Source organism: Rhodococcus sp. MT28, assembly GCF_058792695.1.
In genome coordinates this window covers 1-20,165 of record NZ_JBXAFD010000025.1, presented here as the reverse complement: position 1 = coordinate 20,165, position 20,165 = coordinate 1, and the positions used below count along the sequence as shown (strand labels likewise).

19 protein-coding genes and 5 pseudogenes are annotated in these 20,165 nt (G+C 61.7%); 10 read left to right on the top strand and 14 right to left on the bottom strand.

Going from position 1 to position 20,165, the window contains the following annotated elements; all coding sequences use genetic code 11:
- Positions 1–103: 103 nt before the first annotated feature.
- Positions 104–331, bottom strand: a complete 228-nt coding sequence (locus tag AC1Q6C_RS31985; protein WP_019749911.1) for a response regulator transcription factor — start codon at positions 329–331, stop codon at positions 104–106.
- Between AC1Q6C_RS31985 and AC1Q6C_RS31980 the strand changes: the two genes are divergently transcribed.
- A complete protein-coding gene (locus AC1Q6C_RS31980) occupies positions 332–859 on the top strand; it encodes a recombinase family protein (protein WP_051119219.1) in 528 nt (175 codons plus the stop codon).
- 49 nt (positions 860–908) lie between these two features.
- Here AC1Q6C_RS31980 and AC1Q6C_RS31975 read toward each other — a convergent pair whose 3' ends face one another.
- Together AC1Q6C_RS31975 and AC1Q6C_RS31970 are read right to left on the bottom strand one after the other, a co-directional pair.
- Positions 909–1,121 (bottom strand): DUF8691 family protein, encoded by a 213-nt coding sequence (locus tag AC1Q6C_RS31975; RefSeq protein ID WP_051119235.1) that lies wholly within the window; start codon positions 1,119–1,121, stop codon positions 909–911.
- On the bottom strand, positions 1,118–1,435 hold the full coding sequence (locus AC1Q6C_RS31970; protein ID WP_370627638.1) for a helix-turn-helix domain-containing protein: 318 nt from the start codon (positions 1,433–1,435) through the stop codon (positions 1,118–1,120). The genes AC1Q6C_RS31975 and AC1Q6C_RS31970 overlap by 4 nt, the downstream gene beginning before the upstream one ends.
- 202 nt (positions 1,436–1,637) lie before the next feature.
- Between AC1Q6C_RS31970 and AC1Q6C_RS31965 the strand changes: the two genes are divergently transcribed.
- Positions 1,638–1,802 (top strand): hypothetical protein, encoded by a 165-nt coding sequence (locus AC1Q6C_RS31965; RefSeq protein ID WP_157902096.1) that lies wholly within the window; start codon positions 1,638–1,640, stop codon positions 1,800–1,802.
- Positions 1,803–1,951: 149 nt separating this feature from the next.
- Here the strand turns inward: AC1Q6C_RS31965 and AC1Q6C_RS31960 are convergent, their stop codons facing one another.
- Both AC1Q6C_RS31960 and AC1Q6C_RS31955 read right to left on the bottom strand, forming a co-directional pair.
- Positions 1,952–2,467, bottom strand: coding sequence for a hypothetical protein (locus AC1Q6C_RS31960; RefSeq protein WP_019749908.1), 516 nt, complete (start codon positions 2,465–2,467; stop codon positions 1,952–1,954).
- A 348-nt stretch (positions 2,468–2,815) separates the two neighbouring features.
- Positions 2,816–3,569 (bottom strand): annotated as a pseudogene (locus AC1Q6C_RS31955) (MBL fold metallo-hydrolase).
- A gap of 1,599 nt (positions 3,570–5,168) precedes the next feature.
- On the opposite strand from AC1Q6C_RS31955, the gene AC1Q6C_RS31950 reads away from it, so the two are divergent.
- A complete protein-coding gene (locus AC1Q6C_RS31950) occupies positions 5,169–5,468 on the top strand; it encodes an XRE family transcriptional regulator (protein ID WP_241896166.1) in 300 nt (99 codons plus the stop codon).
- Positions 5,469–5,751: 283 nt separating this feature from the next.
- Here AC1Q6C_RS31950 and AC1Q6C_RS31945 read toward each other — a convergent pair whose 3' ends face one another.
- On the bottom strand, positions 5,752–6,843 hold the full coding sequence (locus AC1Q6C_RS31945) for an IS110 family RNA-guided transposase (protein ID WP_492667042.1): 1,092 nt from the start codon (positions 6,841–6,843) through the stop codon (positions 5,752–5,754).
- Between the two features lie 569 nt (positions 6,844–7,412).
- Between AC1Q6C_RS31945 and AC1Q6C_RS31940 the strand changes: the two genes are divergently transcribed.
- Both AC1Q6C_RS31940 and fdxA read left to right on the top strand, forming a co-directional pair.
- Positions 7,413–7,700, top strand: coding sequence for an aldehyde dehydrogenase family protein (locus AC1Q6C_RS31940; RefSeq protein WP_080910981.1), 288 nt, complete (start codon positions 7,413–7,415; stop codon positions 7,698–7,700).
- Positions 7,701–7,712: 12 nt separating this feature from the next.
- Positions 7,713–8,038, top strand: a pseudogene (gene fdxA / locus AC1Q6C_RS31935) (ferredoxin).
- 255 nt (positions 8,039–8,293) lie between these two features.
- Here the strand turns inward: fdxA and AC1Q6C_RS31930 are convergent.
- The 4 genes and pseudogenes from AC1Q6C_RS31930 to AC1Q6C_RS31915 all read right to left on the bottom strand — a co-directional run bounded on the left by AC1Q6C_RS31930 (position 8,294) and on the right by AC1Q6C_RS31915 (position 11,419).
- A pseudogene (locus AC1Q6C_RS31930) lies at positions 8,294–9,022 on the bottom strand (IS6 family transposase).
- Between the two features lie 185 nt (positions 9,023–9,207).
- Positions 9,208–10,062: an SMI1/KNR4 family protein gene (locus AC1Q6C_RS31925; RefSeq protein ID WP_125461327.1), complete on the bottom strand. Its 855-nt coding sequence runs from the start codon at positions 10,060–10,062 to the stop codon at positions 9,208–9,210.
- 863 nt (positions 10,063–10,925) lie between these two features.
- Positions 10,926–11,162, bottom strand: coding sequence for a hypothetical protein (locus AC1Q6C_RS31920; protein ID WP_019749899.1), 237 nt, complete (start codon positions 11,160–11,162; stop codon positions 10,926–10,928).
- Positions 11,159–11,419 carry a ribbon-helix-helix domain-containing protein gene (locus tag AC1Q6C_RS31915; protein ID WP_019749898.1) on the bottom strand — a complete coding sequence of 87 codons (261 nt, stop codon included), beginning with the start codon at positions 11,417–11,419 and terminating at the stop codon, positions 11,159–11,161. The genes AC1Q6C_RS31920 and AC1Q6C_RS31915 overlap by 4 nt, the downstream gene beginning before the upstream one ends.
- Before the next feature lie 657 nt (positions 11,420–12,076).
- Between AC1Q6C_RS31915 and AC1Q6C_RS31910 the strand changes: the two are divergent.
- From AC1Q6C_RS31910 to AC1Q6C_RS31900, 3 genes and pseudogenes are all read left to right on the top strand, one after another.
- A pseudogene (locus tag AC1Q6C_RS31910) lies at positions 12,077–12,229 on the top strand (CHC2 zinc finger domain-containing protein); the annotation flags it as partial.
- Between the two features lie 300 nt (positions 12,230–12,529).
- Positions 12,530–12,685 carry a hypothetical protein gene (locus AC1Q6C_RS31905; RefSeq protein ID WP_492667041.1) on the top strand — a complete coding sequence of 52 codons (156 nt, stop codon included), beginning with the start codon at positions 12,530–12,532 and terminating at the stop codon, positions 12,683–12,685.
- 395 nt (positions 12,686–13,080) lie between these two features.
- Complete coding sequence (locus tag AC1Q6C_RS31900) at positions 13,081–13,392, top strand: Rv3488 family transcriptional regulator (RefSeq protein ID WP_492667040.1); 312 nt, start codon at positions 13,081–13,083, stop codon at positions 13,390–13,392.
- 2 nt (positions 13,393–13,394) lie between these two features.
- On the opposite strand, the gene AC1Q6C_RS31895 is transcribed toward AC1Q6C_RS31900, so the two are convergent.
- From AC1Q6C_RS31895 to AC1Q6C_RS31885, 3 genes are all read right to left on the bottom strand, one after another.
- The gene (locus AC1Q6C_RS31895; RefSeq protein WP_492667039.1) at positions 13,395–14,684 is read right to left on the bottom strand and encodes an APC family permease; all 1,290 of its coding nucleotides are present in this window, start codon (positions 14,682–14,684) and stop codon (positions 13,395–13,397) included.
- Between the two features lie 189 nt (positions 14,685–14,873).
- Positions 14,874–16,112: an MFS transporter gene (locus AC1Q6C_RS31890; protein WP_492667038.1), complete on the bottom strand. Its 1,239-nt coding sequence runs from the start codon at positions 16,110–16,112 to the stop codon at positions 14,874–14,876.
- Between the two features lie 10 nt (positions 16,113–16,122).
- On the bottom strand, positions 16,123–17,475 hold the full coding sequence (locus AC1Q6C_RS31885; protein ID WP_492667037.1) for an NAD(P)-binding domain-containing protein: 1,353 nt from the start codon (positions 17,473–17,475) through the stop codon (positions 16,123–16,125).
- Between the two features lie 99 nt (positions 17,476–17,574).
- Between AC1Q6C_RS31885 and AC1Q6C_RS31880 the strand changes: the two genes are divergently transcribed.
- Positions 17,575–18,456 (top strand): helix-turn-helix domain-containing GNAT family N-acetyltransferase, encoded by an 882-nt coding sequence (locus AC1Q6C_RS31880; protein WP_492667036.1) that lies wholly within the window; start codon positions 17,575–17,577, stop codon positions 18,454–18,456.
- Here AC1Q6C_RS31880 and AC1Q6C_RS31875 read toward each other — a convergent pair.
- Positions 18,453–19,847: a hypothetical protein gene (locus AC1Q6C_RS31875; protein WP_492667035.1), complete on the bottom strand. Its 1,395-nt coding sequence runs from the start codon at positions 19,845–19,847 to the stop codon at positions 18,453–18,455. The two genes, AC1Q6C_RS31880 and AC1Q6C_RS31875, sit on opposite strands and share 4 nt — an antisense overlap.
- Positions 19,848–19,998: 151 nt before the next feature.
- Between AC1Q6C_RS31875 and AC1Q6C_RS31870 the strand changes: the two are divergent.
- Positions 19,999–20,165: pseudogene (locus tag AC1Q6C_RS31870) on the top strand (ArsR/SmtB family transcription factor); the annotation flags it as partial.

The window sequence follows — 20,165 nt, the reverse complement described above, 5'->3', positions numbered from 1 at the left end:
TGGAATCTAGCAGCACTAGAGGGGGCGTGTTGCTCGGTGCGGGGCGCTTAGTCGATGGGTGTAGTGGTGGTTCGGCAGGTGGGGTGGAGGTCTGGTGTCCGGTTCAGACGAGGCCGTATCGGCGTGCCACGAGGACGGCATCACGGCGGGTGTTGACGTCGAATTTTCGATAGATTCCGCGCAGGTGGGTTTTGACGGTGTTGACGGAGACGAACAGGTCAGCGGCGATGGCTTCGGTGGTATCGCCAGAGGTGAGCTTTGGCAGTACTTTCTGTTCGCTGTGTGTCAGGAGTGCTGGCGGGGGTTCCGGGGTGACTAGTGATGTCCGCACGTGGCGTGCGAAGTCCTCGTCGAGTTGGAAATAGTTGCGCCACAAGGTAATTTATCATTCTCGTATTTCGAATCGGAAAATCTCGATCTCGAACAAAATCCCAAACTGCAGCAGCACGCACTCCGACGAGCCGGAGCGATCCGCTTCTCCACCGACCACGAATCCGGTTCCAATACGCCGCGTCCCCAGCTCGCCGAATGCCTGAACTACCTACGCGAGAATGACGGCGATGTCCTCGTCGGGTGGAAACTCGATCGCCTCGGACGGTCCGTCCGCCACGTCATCGACACCGTCCACAACCTCGGTGAACGCGGCATTGCATTCCGTTTCCTCGCAGAAGGATTCGACACCGCCACCGCAGGCGGCGAATTCCTCTTTCGCATCATGGCAGCTCTCGCCCAAATGGAACGGCGCATGATCGTCGAACGCGCCCACGCCGCCTCGAAGCCGCCCACCGTCATGACCCCCCCACACGCTCCGCACTCGCTCGCGCCCTCCGTGAACAAGGTAAAAGCCTCGATGCCATAGCTTCGACACTTGGTGTCGGACGCTCACCAGTCAGTCGAGTGAGGGCCGATCAGTCTGGGAGCTTGCGTAATTCGGCGATGGTCAGCCCCAGCGAGTCCAATCGAGCCATAATGCTCCTCATTTCGACGTAGTCGGCTATGGGACCGTGCAGGCTCGTACATCCGCTGGAGGTTGGTGTCACGTGCATATTGGGAAAGATGCCGCTCACCCGTGTCAACACGTCACCGTCAATGAGAAACTGGTAGCGAATCGGAGCAGTCACCTTGATCGCCCTAACATGTCGAGACACCCTGTGTTCGAGCCAGTTTTGCAGGGAGGCCACGATATGGCGTCACCCGTTTCGGATGACCGCCAGGCCAGCAGTTCAGCCTTCCACTGTGCCACCGACACTCGGTACTCCAGCTTGGCGTCTCGTGTGGCAGCATTGCGCCGCAGTTCACGCGAGATCGTGGACGGATCCCGGCCGAGACTGCGCGCGATCTCACGCACGCAAACCACTTGTGCCGCGGGAATCGCTAGCTGCTCCAGCTCAGGACACGGCACGTACTGCCCACCCGGATCGGGCAATTCGGTCATCGCCATTCCGACACCCTGCCGGAACCGATGGGCTCCGACCGCAGGAGACACGCCCACCGTTTCAGCTGCGCACTCCGAGGTGAAGTCCGTCGTTACCTCGCCAGAACTCGCGTTCGATGCTGCGCTGGGTTGTCGGTGCCACCCGGCGAGATCATCGTGGATCTGTCAGTCATCCAGCCGGTCCGCGCGGAAAGTGGGTCCCGTGCTGTGTGCTCAACGCGGGGACGTCCTCGACGTCGACGGAACCGAGATCATCGACCATCCGTACATCGAATGCCGAGAAGCTCTATCGAGCTTGGGCCTGAACCGCGCCCGCATCAAGGTTCCTCCGTACTCGCTCCACGTCAACGGTCCCATGCAGCATTAACCCTGGAGCAATTTTCTCGGTGACGTCCGTGACTGCCTGATCGACCTGAATTCGCTTTTAGGTTCGGGTGCTGGTTTGAGATCCTTGTGGAAGCGAGATGGGGTTTCGCATTCGCAGTTGCTGCTCGCGGTTGGTCGTCGAGAGCGAGTCTACGGATCGTTTTCCTCGAATCCGATGTACAGGATGTCGTGGAGATCGTCGGGTTTTCGGGTGTTGTGGCGGAAGCGGACCCGGTCCCCGCGTCTGGGTTTCGTGGGCACGCTTGTGGCACGTCGAATGTGGCCACCTTCAGGGTGTTCCGCCGTAATCGTGACGTGGTAGCTAGCTTCACTGTCGGAGATGTTGTGTGGGTCGATGACCACTGAGGTGATGGTGCCGACCGACTCCTCGCCGTCGGCGTACATCGCCGTCTCGAGTCTGGTCAGCGTCATGAAGTAGGGGAAGATCGACGCCAGCAGTACTCCGATGTCCAGGAACCAGATCCACCACGGACCCTCCCCGGAGATGGTGATGTACCAGCTGATGGCCAGCATGACGACGAACGCGCACACGCCGACGACGCCCAGTACATGAAAGATGCGCTCCAATACGGCCAGGCGGCGGATGCGTGTCCGCGTCTCGGGAGTGCGCGCGTGGGCCGACCATTGCTCGAATTTGGTGTTCATGGGCGAACCTCGCGGCCGCGTCTTCGTGCAGAAACGGCGAGAGGAATCCGATCACGATCGGCTCGCACATCGTTTCCGGTTGAGTCATGATTCACCCCTCGTCGACGTCGAGTCGATTCCGACGACATTCGCATCTTTGTCGACTGAGTTCGGTCTTGACTACGTTGGCGCATGATTGAGTGTCCATCGTCGGCCGGAATACAGCACCTTGCGAATACTGTATATCCGCGAGGTCGACCTCCCCGGACGCCACTGACCGCCCCTGTATATGGCGAAGCCGCCGACACCGAAAAGGGCGTCCAGCGGCTGCACCGGGTCGGTGCCCGTCGCGCGTTGGAGCACTTTCCCTCATTCCAACATGACGTCCGCCGCGAACGGATCGGTCGCGGACTGTATCCGTTTGTAGGCGTCTGTGAGTACGGCTTCACCGTGTCCGAATCCTGCGATGTGTGCTTTCGTGGCGGCGAGTTTCGAGAGCGAGCGGGCCGCACGTGCGCGATCGGTGTTGAAGACGCCGAGGATCACCTCTCCGTGGAACTCGGCCACTGTCCGTGGAACTCGGCCACTGCGTCACCGGTGAGCACCGCATCGGGCTCTGGCAGGTACAGCGCAATACTTCCCGGGGTGTGCCCTGGTACCGAGATGACACGGGCCCCGCCCGCGAAGTCCCATTCGTCCCCGTCTCGGACTTCATGGTCCACACGACAGGCAGGACCGTGCGGTGCTTTGTTGCTGTCGGCGTGAATCGTTCGCTCAAGATCTGTCAGTTCGGGAATCGGTCCGCTCTCGGTACCGGATACGAATGCTGAATCATCTGCACCTGCTACAACTTCGACGGTGGACCATGTCGCTATCTCAGCGGCGGAACCTGCGTGATCGTCGTGGAAATGAGTAAGCACGATCCGCTTCACGTCTGTGCGGTCCCTACCGAGCGCGGACAGCGCTTGTCCGATCAGGGCGGCGCTGTCCGGCCATCCTGTATCGGCGAGCGTCACGCCGTCTTAGTTTAGCCAGAGGTAGCAGTTGAGCAGGTGCGCCGGCCCACCGTCGATACGGAGTCGATACAGCGACGGTACGAGCCGCAGAAGTCAGGCGATCGCATCCGCCGAAGGTATCCGGGCGGTGAAGCCCTCAGCGCTCCTTTCGCTCTCACCGAACGACCCAGGTTACCCGGCGAACCCCGATTCGGGCCCTGGGCGACACCGACCGCCCCGGATGTGACGTAGCCGCCGTCACCGAAAAGGGTGTCCAGCGACTTCACAGGGTCGGTGCCCGTCGTGCGCCTCTCGGCAAGTGGCCGTTCGAAGCGGCACTTCTTTCGGTGGTACCCGGGGCAAAGAATTTCAGCACCGACAGCCTATATAACGAGCTTCCCCGCAGGCACGCACGATTCGACAACATACGACCGCACTATCGGCCTCATCAGGGTCAGCAGGATTGTCGGCAGGCCGAAGCTGCGTGGGTGGGCTCTGTTATGTCTTCAGCGGACGAGGCGGTGCCCGAGAGGTACGCCGAAGGGCTGAGTCGTGGCCACCGAACCGAGTGATCGGGTTACGAAGGCGATGACGAGAGCTCCAGTTATGAGGCGCAGTGCTTTTCGTTTCACGACATCTCCGTTTCGAGGTGTGCTAGATACGACGGGCTTCCTGCCGCAGGTAGTTGCCGAGGGTAACTAGATTCGGCCTTCTGTGCTCCGTGGCAAGGCAGCCCTGACGGCCACACAAGATAGGGGACCGTCAGGGTTGGTAAACGAACAACAGTATCGCTATACGTTTACAATCCGACCATACCTGCAACGGTAGCCGTATCGTAACTTCGGGGCCTTTTCATCTCCGACTTCGCCCTCTGTCGCATTTAGGCGGGGCGCGTGATGTGTGAGTTCGCAGTGGCAACCCGAGACGACGTCGAGAGCGACTCTCGGATCGGAATGACATCCGCAGGCAGGAACTTCGGTGATCTTGCTGCAGTCTCAGCCGTTCGGCCGGCGAGATCCATGAGCCGTTGTAAACCGCGCTGCTGCAGCGTCGGCATTGCGTGCAGCATGCACCGTTTTTCATCAGCTACTACAACTCTCGGCGTCCGGGGCCCGACCCGCGGAAGATCTTGTCGGCGCAGTCGAGGCGAGAGCTGCCAGCTCGGGACTGGGCGGCGTGGCTGACCGTGTTACCGACATCGAGCTGCCGCGGCAGCTGTATAACGCATGAGGGGAATGCCAAACCTCAGTCTCGTCGGGCATTTCGAAATCCAGGGGTGTTGCTAGAAGGGCCACCAGCGAGTGTGTGATCAGCACGCTGGCGGCCCGGGGTGCGCCGAGAACCGAGGCGGAAGCGGCGCACCGTTTGTGGTGCCCTGCCGACTGTCCGGGGGATCGCGTCGGCAGGGCTACGCCATACTCGAAGTTTGGGGGTTCGAGCGATGCCGCCGAGGAAAATCTACGGATCCGAGGGTTCCGATACCAGTCTTCGCGGAGTCACAGATACTTGAGTGTTGAACTATCCCCAAATCATGGACAACGCATGGGGATAACTGATCCGAGCGCGAAACTCTCGAACTGTTTCGCTGCGCGAATGTTCAGAGATTCCGTGGGAAAATAACGCCCAAGGCTTCAGGATTCGCAGCTTGGGTTCGAGACCAGATCGTGGCCCGCGGCTATGAAAGCCCAGAGGAAGCAGCTCGGGCGCTCGGTGTGTATCCATCCCAGATGCGTCAGTGGACAAGGATCTCGCGGTCCCCGACCCCGCAGGTGCTGCGGCGCGTCGCAGCGTTGTTCGATGCGCCTGTGCAGGAAGTGTTGATCGCCACCGGGTTCATGACGGAAGAGGAGAACCGGCCGTTGTCGCCCACACGGAAGTCGCTGCAGCAATTGTCGAACAAGCAGATTCTCGACGAGATTCGGCGCCGGACTGCCGGAGACTTGGCAGGGCCGCCGATTCCTGTCCGGGTGGACGGAGTTCTCCATTCGCCGGATGGCCCGCCCACAGTGTTCGTCAGTTACACCTGATATGTAAGAAAGTTTGTCAAGAGGCAGGGTGAGACGCCGCCAAGGAGCGACCCTGGCGGCGTCTCTGTGCTTCGTCGATGAGTCCGTGTGGTGAGCGTGTCGTATCGCGACGCGCGGTCAGACTGATATGCGCGGATTGGTTACCGCAGGACGGGGTTTCGGCTGGATCGTATCCGCGTGTCTAGGATCGAGCATCGACCCGAAGGTCTGCTCATAGTTGTGTCGCGGGTCGATCCACGCGCTGCCACCACCGACTGACTCGACGAAGCAGTTCATGGGACTTTCAGCAGTCCATCACCGCCAGCGACCAGCACCAGCCGGCCAACTCCCGCGCGATCGCCACATTCGCCACCACTGGCCGCTTGCGCCGCTCGAGGAATCGCACCCACCGTTGATGCAGACGACGGTTACCTTCATCGCCGCGTGCTCGTGCGGCCGCGGGAGCCAGATCCCAGCGGCCACGCATCACCGCACCCACGTGATAGCGGGCACGGTGATGCCACGCCGCCTCGACCAAGAGTCGGCGGACGTGGGTGTTCCCGGTTTTGGTGATCGACCCTTGCACCCGCGATTTCCCCGACGAATACTCCGACGGAACCAAACCCACAAACGAGCCAATGCTGTTGCCGGTGAATCGATTCCAGTCCCCGATCTCCACTGCCAATGCGAACCCGGTTAACGTCGAGACCCCGCGCAAACAGGACACGCGGTGCACGATTGGGGTGAACTCACTATCGGCGGCCATGTCCTCGATCGTTTTGTCCAAACGGTCGCGGCGGGCCACCATGGTGAGCACATGGTCGTAGTCAGCATCGAAGGCCGTCGCGGTGGCTGGTGCGGTCAACTGTGGTGCGGCTTCGCGCCGAAGCCACTGATCGTGTGCCCCGGTCCATGCCGCACCTCCGTAATAGACGATGCCATGGCGCAACAGCAGTTTCGACAACCGGTGCCGAGCCCGCATCAAATCGCCGCGGCAGTCCTCGCGGGCACGCACCAGGTCCCGCGCCGCTTCCTGCTCAACCGACGGCACCGACACCGCAGTGACCTCATCGAGTCGCAACAGCTTGGCCAGATGCATCGCATCACGCGCATCGGTTTTCACTCGGTCCCCGGCTGGTTTTTGCAGCTTCGACGGCGCGGCCACGGCGCATCTCACACCGGCATCAGATAAGGCCCGATACAGTCCAAATCCGGTCGGACCTGCCTCGTAAGCAACCGCCACCGGTCCTGGAAGATCAGCAATCCAGGACCGAATGTGTTCGTAGGACGGGGTCAACCGCGCTCGATGCACGTCACCGGTGACGCTGTCGATTGCCGCAGCCGTCACCGATCGTGCGTGCACATCAAGACCAACACTCGTACGCTCTGTAAACACCGGGGCCTCCCACCACTGTTGGAAAGACCGGGCAGGGATTCCCACTCGGTAACCCACGACCATGGGTGAGTGAGGCCCCGGCCCGCAACCCCCGGCTGAACGTCGGCGGTCCCTCATACCGTCTAGGCGGGCCGCGCACGCCGAGCCGGCAAAGGCGAACGTGCACGAGGGATACTACTTCTCGAGTATGGGGCCGAACCGCGCTTGGCGGTTGCACACGGTACTTAAGTATCAGGCAGGCGCGTCGCCAGCGCGTCCATAGTGCCTACGGTTCAACGTGGCGGCGTGAGCGTTTGGAGAGACCCACCCCCGGCGAGTGCACAGCCGGAGGGCAGGCCTTGCGCGGCCGAACTGACCACTCAGAATCGCCGCAGCAATGAAATGATATCCAATTTCCACGTTCAAAATGCCAGATAGTACTTCGAGTGTGCGATCCAAGTGCGAAAATTCATTGCCGATAACGTGGTGCAGGGTGGCCACTCAAACGGCCAGGCCTTTGAAGCGACGGCGACGGTGATTACCAATGTATCCAACGACGACCCGTCGTTACCGACGAGATCTTCGGCCCCGTGGTCGCGGTTCTTGAAGTCCCCGACTACGCGGAGGGGCTTGCCCAGATCAACAACTCGTCCTATGGCCTCACCGCAGGCATCTGCACCGACAGCCTCGCTCGATCAACCGACTTCACCCAGCGCGCCCAAGCCGGGGTCGTCAAGGTCAACCGACCAACTGCGGGGTTGGATCTGAACGTACCGTTCGGCGGGATCGGGGATTCATCGACAAACACCTTCCGGGAACAGGGCCACACTGCGCTGGAGTTCTTCTCCTGGGGCAAGACCATCTATACGGGTGTCTAGGCGCTGTGAAAAATGGCCTACGTCATTGCACTTCCCTGCGTGGATGTCCTGGACCGGTCGTGTGTGGAGGCCTGTCCCGTTGACTGCATTTATGAAGGTGAGCGATCAATGTATATCCACCCGGGGGAGTGCATCGACTGTGGGGCCTGCGAATCGGTTTGTCCTGTCGAAGCAAGAGGATCTGCCTGACCTCTGGGCCGGCTATGTCAGCGCAAATGCCGAGTTCTTCACTGACATAGGCTCTCCGAAGGGTGCGGCAGCTCGGGGGGCCAATGTCCTTTGATGCAGCTCTCGTTGCAGCACTTCCCCTGCAAGAAGTAGCTGCCCATCAGGCATAGGAGTATCCCTATCTCCTAATGTCCACCAGGCACGGATGACCTCGCGGTCGACGACAGCGCCGTAGCCTTCGACAACGTCGTCGAGATGTTCCGGGTGGCAAAGGGTCGATGTTGCCAGTTCGGACAAGGGATCGCCCTGCGCGGTTTCGGATCAGTCGATGACACTGGCGACGGCACTGTCACGTTGATCGAAAAGTGAAGCAGCGAAGCATGTTTAGTGCGGTCGGTTACAGGATGCCACTGGCCCGTTCGCTTTCACGCAACAACACCGGTCGCGGTGACTTCCTGCCAGACCGCGAACCGGTGGGTCATCTCGGTACGCCATTCGGGCGCCGGGAGTCTGTGTCGCCAGGATTGGAAATGCGGTGAGATACCCGAGAAGGCGGATAGCCCGAGAAGACGGACAGGAAGCGTTGCGCGTGTCGGGCCGATGTGAACCGTTTGATGGCCCGTTCTCGCTGCCTGGCGGGTTGATGCGAGTTCTCGGCTTGATTGTTCAAGTACTTGGATCGGCGATGCTCGACCGAGGCCAGCAGCTCGCGGTGCGCCACTTGGGGGCTGCCGAGCTTGTCGGTGACGATTGCTCGCGGCACATAGCGCAAGCCCGCTCGAGTAGCTTACGGAAGAATCGCTTGGCGGCGTTCCTGTTTCGTCGGGGCTGGACCAGTTCCTCGAGTACGTTGCCGTGCTGGTCGACCTCCCGTCGCAGGTAATGTTCCCGGCCTCTGATTGGGATGAAAACCTCGTCGAGGTGCCACTTGTCACCGGGTCGCGCCCACCGTCGTCGCAATTGGTTTGCGTAGGCCTGCCCGAACTTGGCGTACCACCGCCGGATCGTCTCATCGCTGACCACGACACCGCCTTCGAGCATGAGTTCCTCGACTTACGGAAGCTGAGCGGGAACCCAAAGTACAGCCACACGCAGCCGTTGATGATCTCGACCGGGTAGCAGCGACCTTTATCCGACGGCATTGGGGTCGCCATTCCTCATTCTCCCAGTTGCCGTGCGCAACAACGTGACTGTGCCCTCAAGGGTATATCCCTCGCGTAGCCGTCAGTTGTTCGATTCTGTCACCACGCGCGTGATCTTCGGAAGCACCCGGATGGAGCGGACGAAGAAACCTACGGGTGGGATGCAGTCGCGCAGCCGCTCTCGAAGTTGGCCTCTTTCAGAGTTGCCCTAATTGGGCCCCTCGCGTGCAGGCCGCGAAAGATGTTTTTTTAACAAGCTGTCTGAGTCGCCACGTGCGGTCAGATTCCCATTCGAGGGCTCCATTGACGCTCGTCCAGTACCACCCGTCGTCGAATGCTTGCGAGGTCGTCAGACTGTCGGCGAGGTCAGTCAGCATGGCGCTGATTGAGACCCAACGGGGTCCGGGTTCGTCTGCCCCGGTTTTGTCGAATTCGGTTACGCAACCGTGCATGGGGCCGGGGCGGGTGTCGACGCACAAGAAATTGCCGTCCATCCCTGCGAAAGGCACGAAATCCGGGAGGAAGGTGTCGGCTTGAAATCCAGCGTCGGTGGGGCCTTCAACGGGGCCATCGCCGAACAAGCGCGCACTCTCGTCCCCAATCTGAATAGACGATTCGCAATACCAGAGGACATCGTCCAACGTGAGAAGCGCGAAACGGTGGAGCAACCCCAGCAACCTTTCGTCGGAAACTCCGTCGACCAAGGTGTACAGCTCGATTAACTCGGCCGGCCAGCTTTGTCCCGTTCTCTCGATCGCGGCGTCCACACGGTCGCGCTCGGCTCCAGTGATCGTCATGCCGGGAAAGTGGACTCGCAGCCACTCGGTGATCCGGTTCCACTGATCACGAACTGAACCCGCCGGCGTTGAATGCGCGGCTCTTCGCGCGTGCGAAGAACCGTCGATCATCGCCTCGACAGCGGCGCGGCGCTGTGCGTTCTGTTCCTCAGTGACACACCGGCGGATCTCGGCTTCGAGTTCAGTACGGTCAAGACTCTGGCCACCAAAGCCCGATACCCGAGCGTTCGCGCTTCCCAACGACACCCAGATCATCGGCCGCGAACCGTCCTCCGCCGTAGCAAACTGCACACATACGTCTGCGATCTGCGCGATCGCGGCATCGTCACCGACGACGTAACCATCGCGTACGAGAACCTCACCGGAACCCGAGTCTGGCCGAGCAACCGCCCAATAGGTCACGAAGTGCTCCCTTTCATTCGACAATGGAAACCGACTGTCTGTCTCCGGGGATTGTCTCAGCCGGTCGGGGCGGCACGGGCAGTGACGTGGTCCGTATTCGTAGTGTTCGCGTTCGGAGCGATTGGTCCCGCGTCGCGTGTTGGTCGGGAGGTGGGAACGGCCTTCGTGTCGTGCTTGACAGAAGTTATTTATAATTGTCTTGTGGGGCAACCTCTTTGAGGCGATCTTGAAGTCGCTTGTCGGATCGTCGTCCGCGAACCCAACCCGCCTCAGTACATCGTGGCAATACAGAAATCCAGCAACAGCAGGCGTGGCATCTGAGATCGGGTGCTCGTGCGCCAGGAGGGTTCGTTGGCGAGACTGAGTCGTGGATCGGGTTCAGTGCCGTCGTCATAGAGCTGACGGGGTCAGCGCCGAAAGCGGCTGTCGTCGAGCGCTACCTCTCCGGCATCTGGGTATTCATTTGTCATGTCACTGAACAACTTTCGGGTGTGGGGTGAATATTCAGTGTCGTGGGGGGAGAGATGTCGTGTGAGCTGCATGTCGCCCCACTGATGGTGAGAACGGTCGGTGGTGCCAGTTCTCGGCACGGGGCGGTGGAGGTGAACGCACCTGTGTCGGTGGAGGCTGCGATCATCGAGCGTTGATGGCGATGTCCTCGTCGTACCGGCGAGCAGGTCGACTTCCCTTCATCGCACTCGATGAACAAAGATCGATTACAGGAGATCGACGTACTGAGGTCGGGCCTTCATGGCGTGTATGAGTAGCTCGTTTCCGCTGTCGAAGCGCAGCACAACCAGCTCCAGGAGGCGTCCGTTCGGGTCGAAGCCCAGCCGGAATTGGCGGGCGGGGTTATCGTCGTCCAAGTCGGCGACATAGACGTGGTGCTCTGCCGCGTAGATGCCGGCGTTTTCGCTGATTGCGTGTTTGAGTGCGGATTTGTGTGCTTTCACGCGACCTGGGTCCAGGCACGCACTGCTTCTCGGATCGCTTCGGACCGGGAGACGTGTTCTTGTTCTGCGCGGGCGTTCAAGGCTTCGAGCAATGCGGCGTCCATCCGTACGGGCACTACTGCGCCGGGGCCGGCGCCGAGGGTGGGCCGGCCGCGTTTGCGTAGCTTTTCGACGTCGTAGCCGGTTTCGGCTTCGTTTGCCCATTCTTCGATCATGTTGTCGGTGACGGGCTGATCGTTGATCGTTTCGTCAGTCATAGCTATTAGTGTAATACGAAATTGTGGCGGTGAATATCGTTCCGGATCCGGGTCCGGTGTGTCATCACAGGCGTCCATAGCCAATATCCCGTCCCTACCCGTCAGAGTGCATCGGGATGCGTCGGCGAGGCGCAGCAGGGCGGCACCACGATGGCCGGCATCGTTCGGGACGCCGGTCCTATGTTCTGGGTTCTGCTGCAGGACCGGCCATGAACTGATCATCTGGTTGCTGACCGAGTCAGCCAGCCGAAGCGAGTTATCGGGTCGAACACAGGCAGGGCGTTGTCTTGCGGCACGGACGGTTGTCCGAGAAATCAAGCTGTATTTGATGCTCGATGTTACGGAAACATCACCCAAGGCCTCAGAGGCCGGAAGACGGGGCCTGAGTAGGGAACCGATGACGCTCATGCTTTAGTCGATAGCTGCGTAGTGACTGAAAAATGTGGCTGTACTGTGCAGCTTCGTTCAGCCGTCTAGGTTCGGGTGCGTGACTAGTTCACGCATTCCTGACGGGGAACTGACTGCGATTCGGGAACGGACCTCGCTGGCAGATGTCGTTGAGGAGTTTACGAAGCTCAGTGGAGTGGGCGCGACGCGAAGAAGGGCTACTGTTCGTTTCACGGAGACCGCGCTGCGAACTTCGATGTTCGTGTTCAGTCGCAGTTATTCCATTGCGTTTCCTGCCATGAGACCGGCGGTATCTTCGGTTTCCTGATGCTGGCGGAGAAGGCCGACTTCAACTCCGCTGTGGTGATTGCCGCTGTACGCATCGGCTACCGCACCCACTGCCGGGACGATGAACCAACGTAGGAGCAGTGTCACGGCGCAGTGTTGCCGTCCTGCAGGGTCATTCCGCTGATTGCGGCATTGAAGTCCGATCCGTTCATGAACATCCAACCTTTGTGCAACTGCCCTAGATATTGGAACGGTCGCTCGACGCAAGTTGTATCGTCCCCGGCGTCTTCGCCTGCGACTCAGAGGTCTCGTGTAGTCCAGTGAAGAAGTAGGGGATCGCTCCTCATCGTCGCAGAAGGACAACGGGATGGCACTGATCTGCGGATCTCGTCCCGTGTCGCCGGGTATTCAGGATTGTCTGCGGTGAGAGGGCGGGTGACAGGCGTTCGGCTCGACGTCGCGACCGCCGGCGAAGGGCTCCAACTACGCACCGGACGCATGGAGATCTCCAACGAGAGCGGACAGCTCCGCTGGGGCACTGTCGACGACAGAACTCTCGCCGCGACGTCGCCGCTCCGGGCAGCACAGTGATCAACACCGACCATTGGACCGAATGCTGGCCCGACCACCCCGTGATCAGGACATTCGACGAGCCGCGGGCAGTGAAAGTCGACATCGGCCCGGGCGCTCCCGCTCGGACGTGGGGGAGCATCACGCGCTGATCATGTGAGCATGCGCGTGAAAACGTCCGCGCTGTACATGTCCGGATACCTCGACGGAGCCTTGAAATTCTGGGCGAAAATGAACGACGGCCAATGGCTGGCTTGTAGACAGAGTTCATGAGTGACCATTGACCACATCGCAAAGTACTTCGGAAACGCACTGCCAGTGGTTCGCTGGAGTCGACGACGTCGATTTCAAATCTCGAGGTTTCCCCCACGGGTAACATCGAGATCCGATATCGAAATCCGACAGTCGGTGGGGTGATGAAAGAATTTCAGCGGGCCGCTGTGCGGCTTCATATCCTTCATCACGCTGCGCAGGAACCGATTTACGGGGCTTGGATGTCGGAAGAACTTGCGCATCACGGTTACAAGATCAGTGCGGGTACTTTGTATCCGACGTTGCACCGTCTCGAGGTCGACGGGCTTCTGGAATCGGAATTTGTTGTCTCTGAAGGGCGCAGTCGTAGGGTGTACCGCGCCACCTTGGCTGGTGAGGCAGCGCTGGTCGAGGACCGTGCGTCTTTGGCGGAATTGGCACGTGAAGTGCTCGGCCCGTCGTGGCCTGAGAACTGATCTCACCGAACAGGTTTCGTGGTCCTGCGGCGTGCGGCGTAGATCAGCGCGCCGATCGTGAGTACGCCGATGCCGACGGTGACGGATGCGGCCGGCAAGAATACGGCCAGCACTATGCACCCGATTCCGCCGAGCGCCGGCACCACCCGTGTGTGAGCGCGCGGCGACAACGTCCACGCGGACGCATTCGCGATCAGGTAGTACGCCAAAACGGCAAATGAGGAGAACCCGATTACCTCACGCACATCGGCGGTGGCCGCGATGACCGCGACGACGATTCCGACGACCAACTCGGCGCGGTGGGGAACTCCGAACCGCGGATGCACCCGGGCCAGAGCATGCGGTAAATACCCGTCGCGTGCCATCGCGAATGTTGTTCGCGAGACCCCCAGGACGAGTGAGAGTAGTGAGCCGAGTGCGGCGACGACAGCGCCGACCCGCACTACCATTTCGAACTGGCCGAATCCCGCCGCCCGCACCGCCTGCGCCAGTGGATCGGTCGCCGCGGCGAGTCCTTCGCTGCCTAGTACGGTCAGAACTGCGATCGCCACCACCGCATACACGACCAACGTGATGGCCAAAGCGATCGGGATGGCGCGCGGGATGGTGCGTTTCGGGTCGCGAACTTCCTCGCCGAGGGTGGCGATCCGTGCGTAGCCGGCGAACGCGAAGAACAGCAGACCCGCAGCCTGTACTACTCCGATGACGGTCGCCGAATCATCTGCTCTGAACGGCGAGTGCGAGGCAAAAGCACCGCTCAGAGACAAGACCACTACAAGTGCGAGGACCGCCAGAACGACGGTCACGATGATGCGAGCCAGCATCGCCGACTTCTGCACACCCACGTAGTTCACACCGGTGATCACCAGCACCGCGGCGACGGCCACCGCATGCTCGTGGCCGGGCCATGCATACGTGCCCACCGTCAACGCCATAGCCGCGCAGGAGGCGGTCTTACCGACGACGAATCCCCACCCTGCCAGGTATCCCCAGAACGGACCCAGCCGTTCGCGGCCGTAGACGTAAGTGCCGCCGGATTCCGGATACAGCGCAGCCAACCGTGCGGAGGACATCGCATTGCAATAGGCGATCACTGCTGCCACCGCCAACGCGATCAGCAACCCACCGTGCGCAGCTGCCGCTGCTGGTCCGAGGGCTGCGAAGATTCCGGCGCCGATCATCGCGCCAAGTCCGATGATCACCGAATCGGTGACCCCGAGCCGACGTTGCAGCGTCGGTGAATCACCTGTACGTGCAGACGACGGCGGCTTCTCGCTTTGCGATGACGTCACAACATCCACTCCTGTTGACCTTATATCGTTCCCCGATATCGAACTCCGATAGTAAGGGGAATCGAAGTGGGGCGGCCGGAGGGTGGATGTATGTCTGGTGAATAGCACTGGATCTTCTGGGGCGCTGCTCTCCGATGTGGTCGGTCGAGGGGACCTCCTTCCCCGGATACGCGCGTGGTCAGGGGGCGATCATGGGTGTTGGCGTGGAGGTGCCGCGGAGGGCGGGGATGGGATGGTTGCGGCGCTGATCAGGGCGCCGAGGAGGGCGATCGCTCCGAGGGCGAGGTAGGCGTGGGCGTAGCTTCCGGTCCAGGTGGAGAGCACGGTGCCGGCCCACGGCGCCAAGGCCATGACGATGACGATCGGTGCGGACATCAGCCCGTTGAGGCGCCCGTAGTGTTCGCCTCCCCAGCGGTCGGTGATGGCGGTGGCCTGGATCAGGGTGAAGATGCCGCGGACCAGTCCGGCGCCGACGGCGATGCCGACCAACGCCGCCGCCGAGCTCGCCAGACCCAACCACGCGGTGCTCAGACCGGCAACGACGATGACCGATACCGTGCGTACGCGGACACTGGTCTTCGCTGCGAGCGGTAGGTAGAAGATGCGGCCGATGACCTGACCGGCGCCTCCCAACCCGAGCGTGAGTGCGGCGAGGCTGGGACTGAAACCGCGTTCGATCAGCAGCGGTACGAGGTTGAAGACGCCGGCGGATGCGGCGAAGGCGGCTGCAGCGAGGGCGACGATCAGAGCAAGAAAGGCGAGGCTGCGTGAGGTGCGGTGATAGTCGCCGGGCTGCGCATGGGGCAGCCGGATGGGGTCGGGCCACCCGCCACGCAAACCCCAGATATGTCCGGGGATGGTGATCACAGCCAGTACGGCGGCGAGCACCAGGTACGTTGTGCGCCAGTCGAAACGATCGGCCAGAGCGACAGACAGTGGCGCGAACACCGTGCTGGCCAGACCCGCAGCGAGGGTGAGAATCATCAGCGCTTTGACGTAGTTGTCGCCGTACCAGCGGGTCAGTGCGGCGAAGGCCGGCGGATACAGCACCGCGCCCATCGCGATTCCGGCGAACACCCACCCTGCGAAAAACAGGGGGAGGGTGTGAGCTGTCGCGATGACCACCAGTGCGGGTACAGCGAGTACTGATCCGGCGGTCATGATCCAGCGGGGCCCGTGGCGATCGAGGATCCGTCCGACAGGGATGCCGACGACGGCGGCGACGAGTTGGCTGACCGAGAACGCCGCCACGATCACCGAGGTCGACCATCCGGTATCGCGGGAAATGGCTACCGACAGAACAGGAAACGCGTAGTACAGGATTCCCCAGCTGGTGATTTCGGTCAGACACAGCGCCACCAGGACCCGCCGCAGCCCCGACGGGTCGAGGCTGACGGGGCGCTGCGGCGGATCCTCGATGGTGGTCATCGGCTGTGTCTTATCCGCAGGAGTTGGAACTGCCGGAGGGGCTGGACAGTGAAATCAGCTCCGGAGCCGGTGCTGCGCAGCAGCCGCCCTCGGATTCCGCGGTGTCGGGTTCGTCGAAAACACCTGCGCCGCCGCAGACTCCGGTTTCCGGGAGGATCAACTCCACCCGGGTAGCGGCCTCGTGGTCGCCAGCGAGTTCTGCGGCGATGCTGCGGACCTGCTCGTAGCCGGTCATCGCCAGGAACGTCGGTGCGCGGCCGTAGCTCTTCATTCCCGCCAGGTACACGCCGGGTTCGGGGTGGCGAAGTTCTTTTGCGCCGTGCGGATACACGGTGCCGCAGGAGTGGACGTTCGGGTCGATCAGAGGCGCCAGCTGCGTCGGTGCCTGCAGGACGGGGTCGAGGCCCAGTCGGATCTCCGAGAGCCAGGACAGGTCGGGGCGGAATCCGGTCAAGGTGACGACGTTGTCGACGTTCTCGATCCGGGTGCCGGCATCGGACACCAGTGCGAGCTGACCCTTGTCGGCGGATTCGACGGCTGCGGTGCGGAAGCCGGTGACCACGGTGAGAAGTCCGTCGTCGACGGCCTTCTTCGCGCGTAGTCCGAGGGCGCCGCGGGCGGGCAGTTCGTCCGATTCGCCGCCGCCGAACGCGGAACCGATCGTGCCGCGGCGAACCGCCCACGTGATGCGGGTTTCCGGGGCTTCTGCCTCGAGTCCGGCTAGCGCGACGATGGCAGTCAGTGCGGAATGGCCGCTGCCTGCGATGACGGTGTGCTTGCCGGCGAACCGAGCGCGGATCGCCTCGTCGTCGAGATCGGGCACACGGTAGGTGATCGCGTCTGCGGCAGCCTTCTCGCCGAGGGCGGGCAGTCCTTCCCCGCCGAGCGGGTTCGGGGTGCCCCAGGTGCCGGACGCATCGACGACGGCCTGAGCGAAGACGCGGTCCTCGCTGCCATCTGGGCGGCGCAGGTGGATGGAGAGAGGTTCGGTCTCGCGGCCAGCGTCGACGACCAGGTCGCGGCCGCGTCGGGCGACGCCGACCACCTCGGTACCGAACTGCACCGCATCACCGAGGGCGGCGGCGAGGGGTTCGAGGTAGAGCTGTCGCCACTGCTGTCCGGTCGGGTACGTCTCGCCGTCTGGGGCGCTCCACCCGGTCTGCTCGAGGAGGAGGCGGGCAGCCGGGTCGACCAGCTCTGACCAGCGGGAGAAGAGACGGACGTGATTCCATTCGGCGATCGCGGCACCGGCGACGGCGCCTCGCTCGAACACCAGCGGCGTGAGTCCTCGTTCGCGCAGTTGCGCGGCTGCGGCGAGGCCGATCGGTCCGGCTCCGATCACGACAACGGGGAGGTCGGTCATCACACATTCCTTTCATCGACAACAATCGATCTTTAATTCGAACTGTATCGACATCAGTCGATGAATGCAACCATCGACGAAGGTCGATATAGTGTGTGCATGACATCGCTGCAGACCCCGACGGTGCGCGTCGGCGATTCGGACCAAGGTGCGGTCGACTCGAATGTGCTCGAGCAAGCTGACGCCGACACCTACGCACAGTGGTTCGCGTGCCTGGCCGAACCGATGCGGGTGCGGCTGCTGCACCGAGTCGCGAGCGCTGCTGGCGGCATCACGATCGGGGCTCTCGCCGAGGCGTTGGGGATCGGGCAGCCCACGGTCTCCCACCATGTACGTAAGCTCGCCGACGTGGGATTCGTCAGCCTGCGGAAAGAGGGAACCAGCACCGTTGTCGCGATGAATCCGAAGTGCTGCGTCGCGTTGCCGCAGGCTGCCGACATCGTGATGGGAGTTCTCGCGCCGCGGCCGTGCTGCCCGAGCGATCTTCCCGACGACGTCGCCGTCCGGTCCATGTCCGATGACGACTGGGACGCCGTTCTGCGGATCTACGGCGAAGGCATCGCCACGCGCAACGCCACCTTCACCACCGAAGTCCCCAGCCGGGAGTACCTCGATGCGCAGTGGCTGCCCAATCATCGCTGGGTCGCCACCATCGACGATGTCGTCGTCGGCTGGGCTGCCCTGAGTCCGGTGTCCGGGAGGGACTGCTACCGCGGAGTCGCCGAAAACTCCGTCTACGTCGCCGACGGGATGCGCGGGCGAGGTGTCGGAAAAGCGTTGCTACGCAAGCAAGTCATGGCAGCGGACGCGGACGGGCTCTGGACGCTGCAGACGTCGATCTTCCCCGAAAACCGCGCCTCCGTCTCGCTGCACCATTCGGCAGGTTTTCGCACCATCGGGATCCGGGAAAAGATCGCCCAACTCGACGGTATCTGGCGCGACACAGTCCTGCTCGAGCGTCGGAGTCAAAGTAGCGACTAGTCCTGCTCAACATCGTCGTCGTCGACGTCCTCTCCGGCATAGACGTCGAGCGCTTCCCCTATCGGCTCGGAGAAATCTCGCAGTGAATCGATGCCGATACTCAAGTCCCCGGAATACACCTGATGGTGCCCTCTGGCCGTTGCCGTCCATGACCCTTTGATCGCCTGGGAAACCGCCCCTCGGACAACGAGAACGAATTCGTCGTCATCGGTGAGGGATGTGCCCTCGGGGCGAAGTTCAGGCAAGCGCACGCTGAGCGAAACATGGTCCCCATTGTGGAATCGAACAGAGTCGAATCGAGTGGAGGGAAGCGTCAGCGGGGGGTAATGGCGACCGAGGTCCGGTATCTGGACCATGCCGAGACCGGGCTGTTCGATCGGTCCCCACGGTCGAGGAAAGTCCGGGAGCGGTTCGAATATCTCGTCGCGAGGAATCTGGTGGAGGGCGTACACGCCGCCGTCGAGTTCGATCTTTACCTCGACAGCTTCCATGAACGTCGCGCTCAGGTTGCGTACCTGCACTCGGATAGGAACGGCGACGAGCGTTGCGAAGTTGTCGACGAGGGAGTGGAAGGCTTTTCGCAGGTCGACCTCCCAGCGATCGATCTCCTCGTTGTATTCCGAGACAGTCCGTGGTTCCGGCTTTGCTCCGATACGGCCCCAGTCCGCCGCGAGGAATTCACTAAAGGAAGCAGAGGCGAGATGGGCTGCCGACGGCCGAGCCTGCTCCTTGTATGCCGCGTGCAGAAATTCTCGTTGCCGCGTGATGTGTGCTTCGAGAACATCAGCGTCACAGTGAAAGGGCAGAACGCTGCCGACAATGGATACATCGATATCGGCAGTGGGCTGCGCTTTCTCCGCTCGGCGGAGCAGTGTACGAACTTCCGCGCCTTTCGCTGCCCTGGTTGCGCCGTCGACCCGGATGAAGATGCCGCCGTCAATCAAATTTTCCGAACCGTCCTTGTGGCAGGTCCAAATCGGGTCGCCTTGTTTCGGCGGATCAACTATCACGATGATCACGTCACGGTCTCCACTCACGCGCACGCGTTCGAAATCCCAATGCGGGCCGTCGTCGTCGATGTACTTCTTGACGTGCCGCTCGAGGTCCATGGCTTCGAAGAAGGGAATGCCGGTGATCGAGTCCTGGCTGATGCCCAGGATGAGTAATGCGTAACCGCCGAAACGCTTGTCGGCTTTCTCGGGTAGTCGGTTGGCCGCACCGAGAATGAACTTCGCAACCTTGGCTGCTCCTAGGATCGTGCCGAGATCGACGTCGGACTTCATCTCGAGAAAGTGGCGTTCCGCCCGGTCATCTTCCTTGCTCAAGGCCTGAACGAAGGTCGACCATTCACGTTGCCCGACGGGCAACCGCGAAAAATCCAACTCGGCCATTCCGGGATACCTCCACTGCCTTGACGGGGACGAGCCGAACCATCGCGATCGATGGCCGTCAACAGATTGTCATGCGCTTCGGACACGAGGTGCTCCGGATGTTCACCTACCGTCGGTTGCGAGTTGATTCGAAAACTGTCAATATCGAAGTATGTCGAATCAAGATGTTGCGGAGACCGGCGCCTGCTGCTCCCCGCTGGTACGCGAACCGTTGACCGAAGACTGGGCCGGCGACCTGGCCCGGATGTTCAAAGCGCTCGGCGATCCGGTTCGCCTCCGCTTGCTGAGCTTGGTGGCAAGTCACGAGGGCGGTGAAGC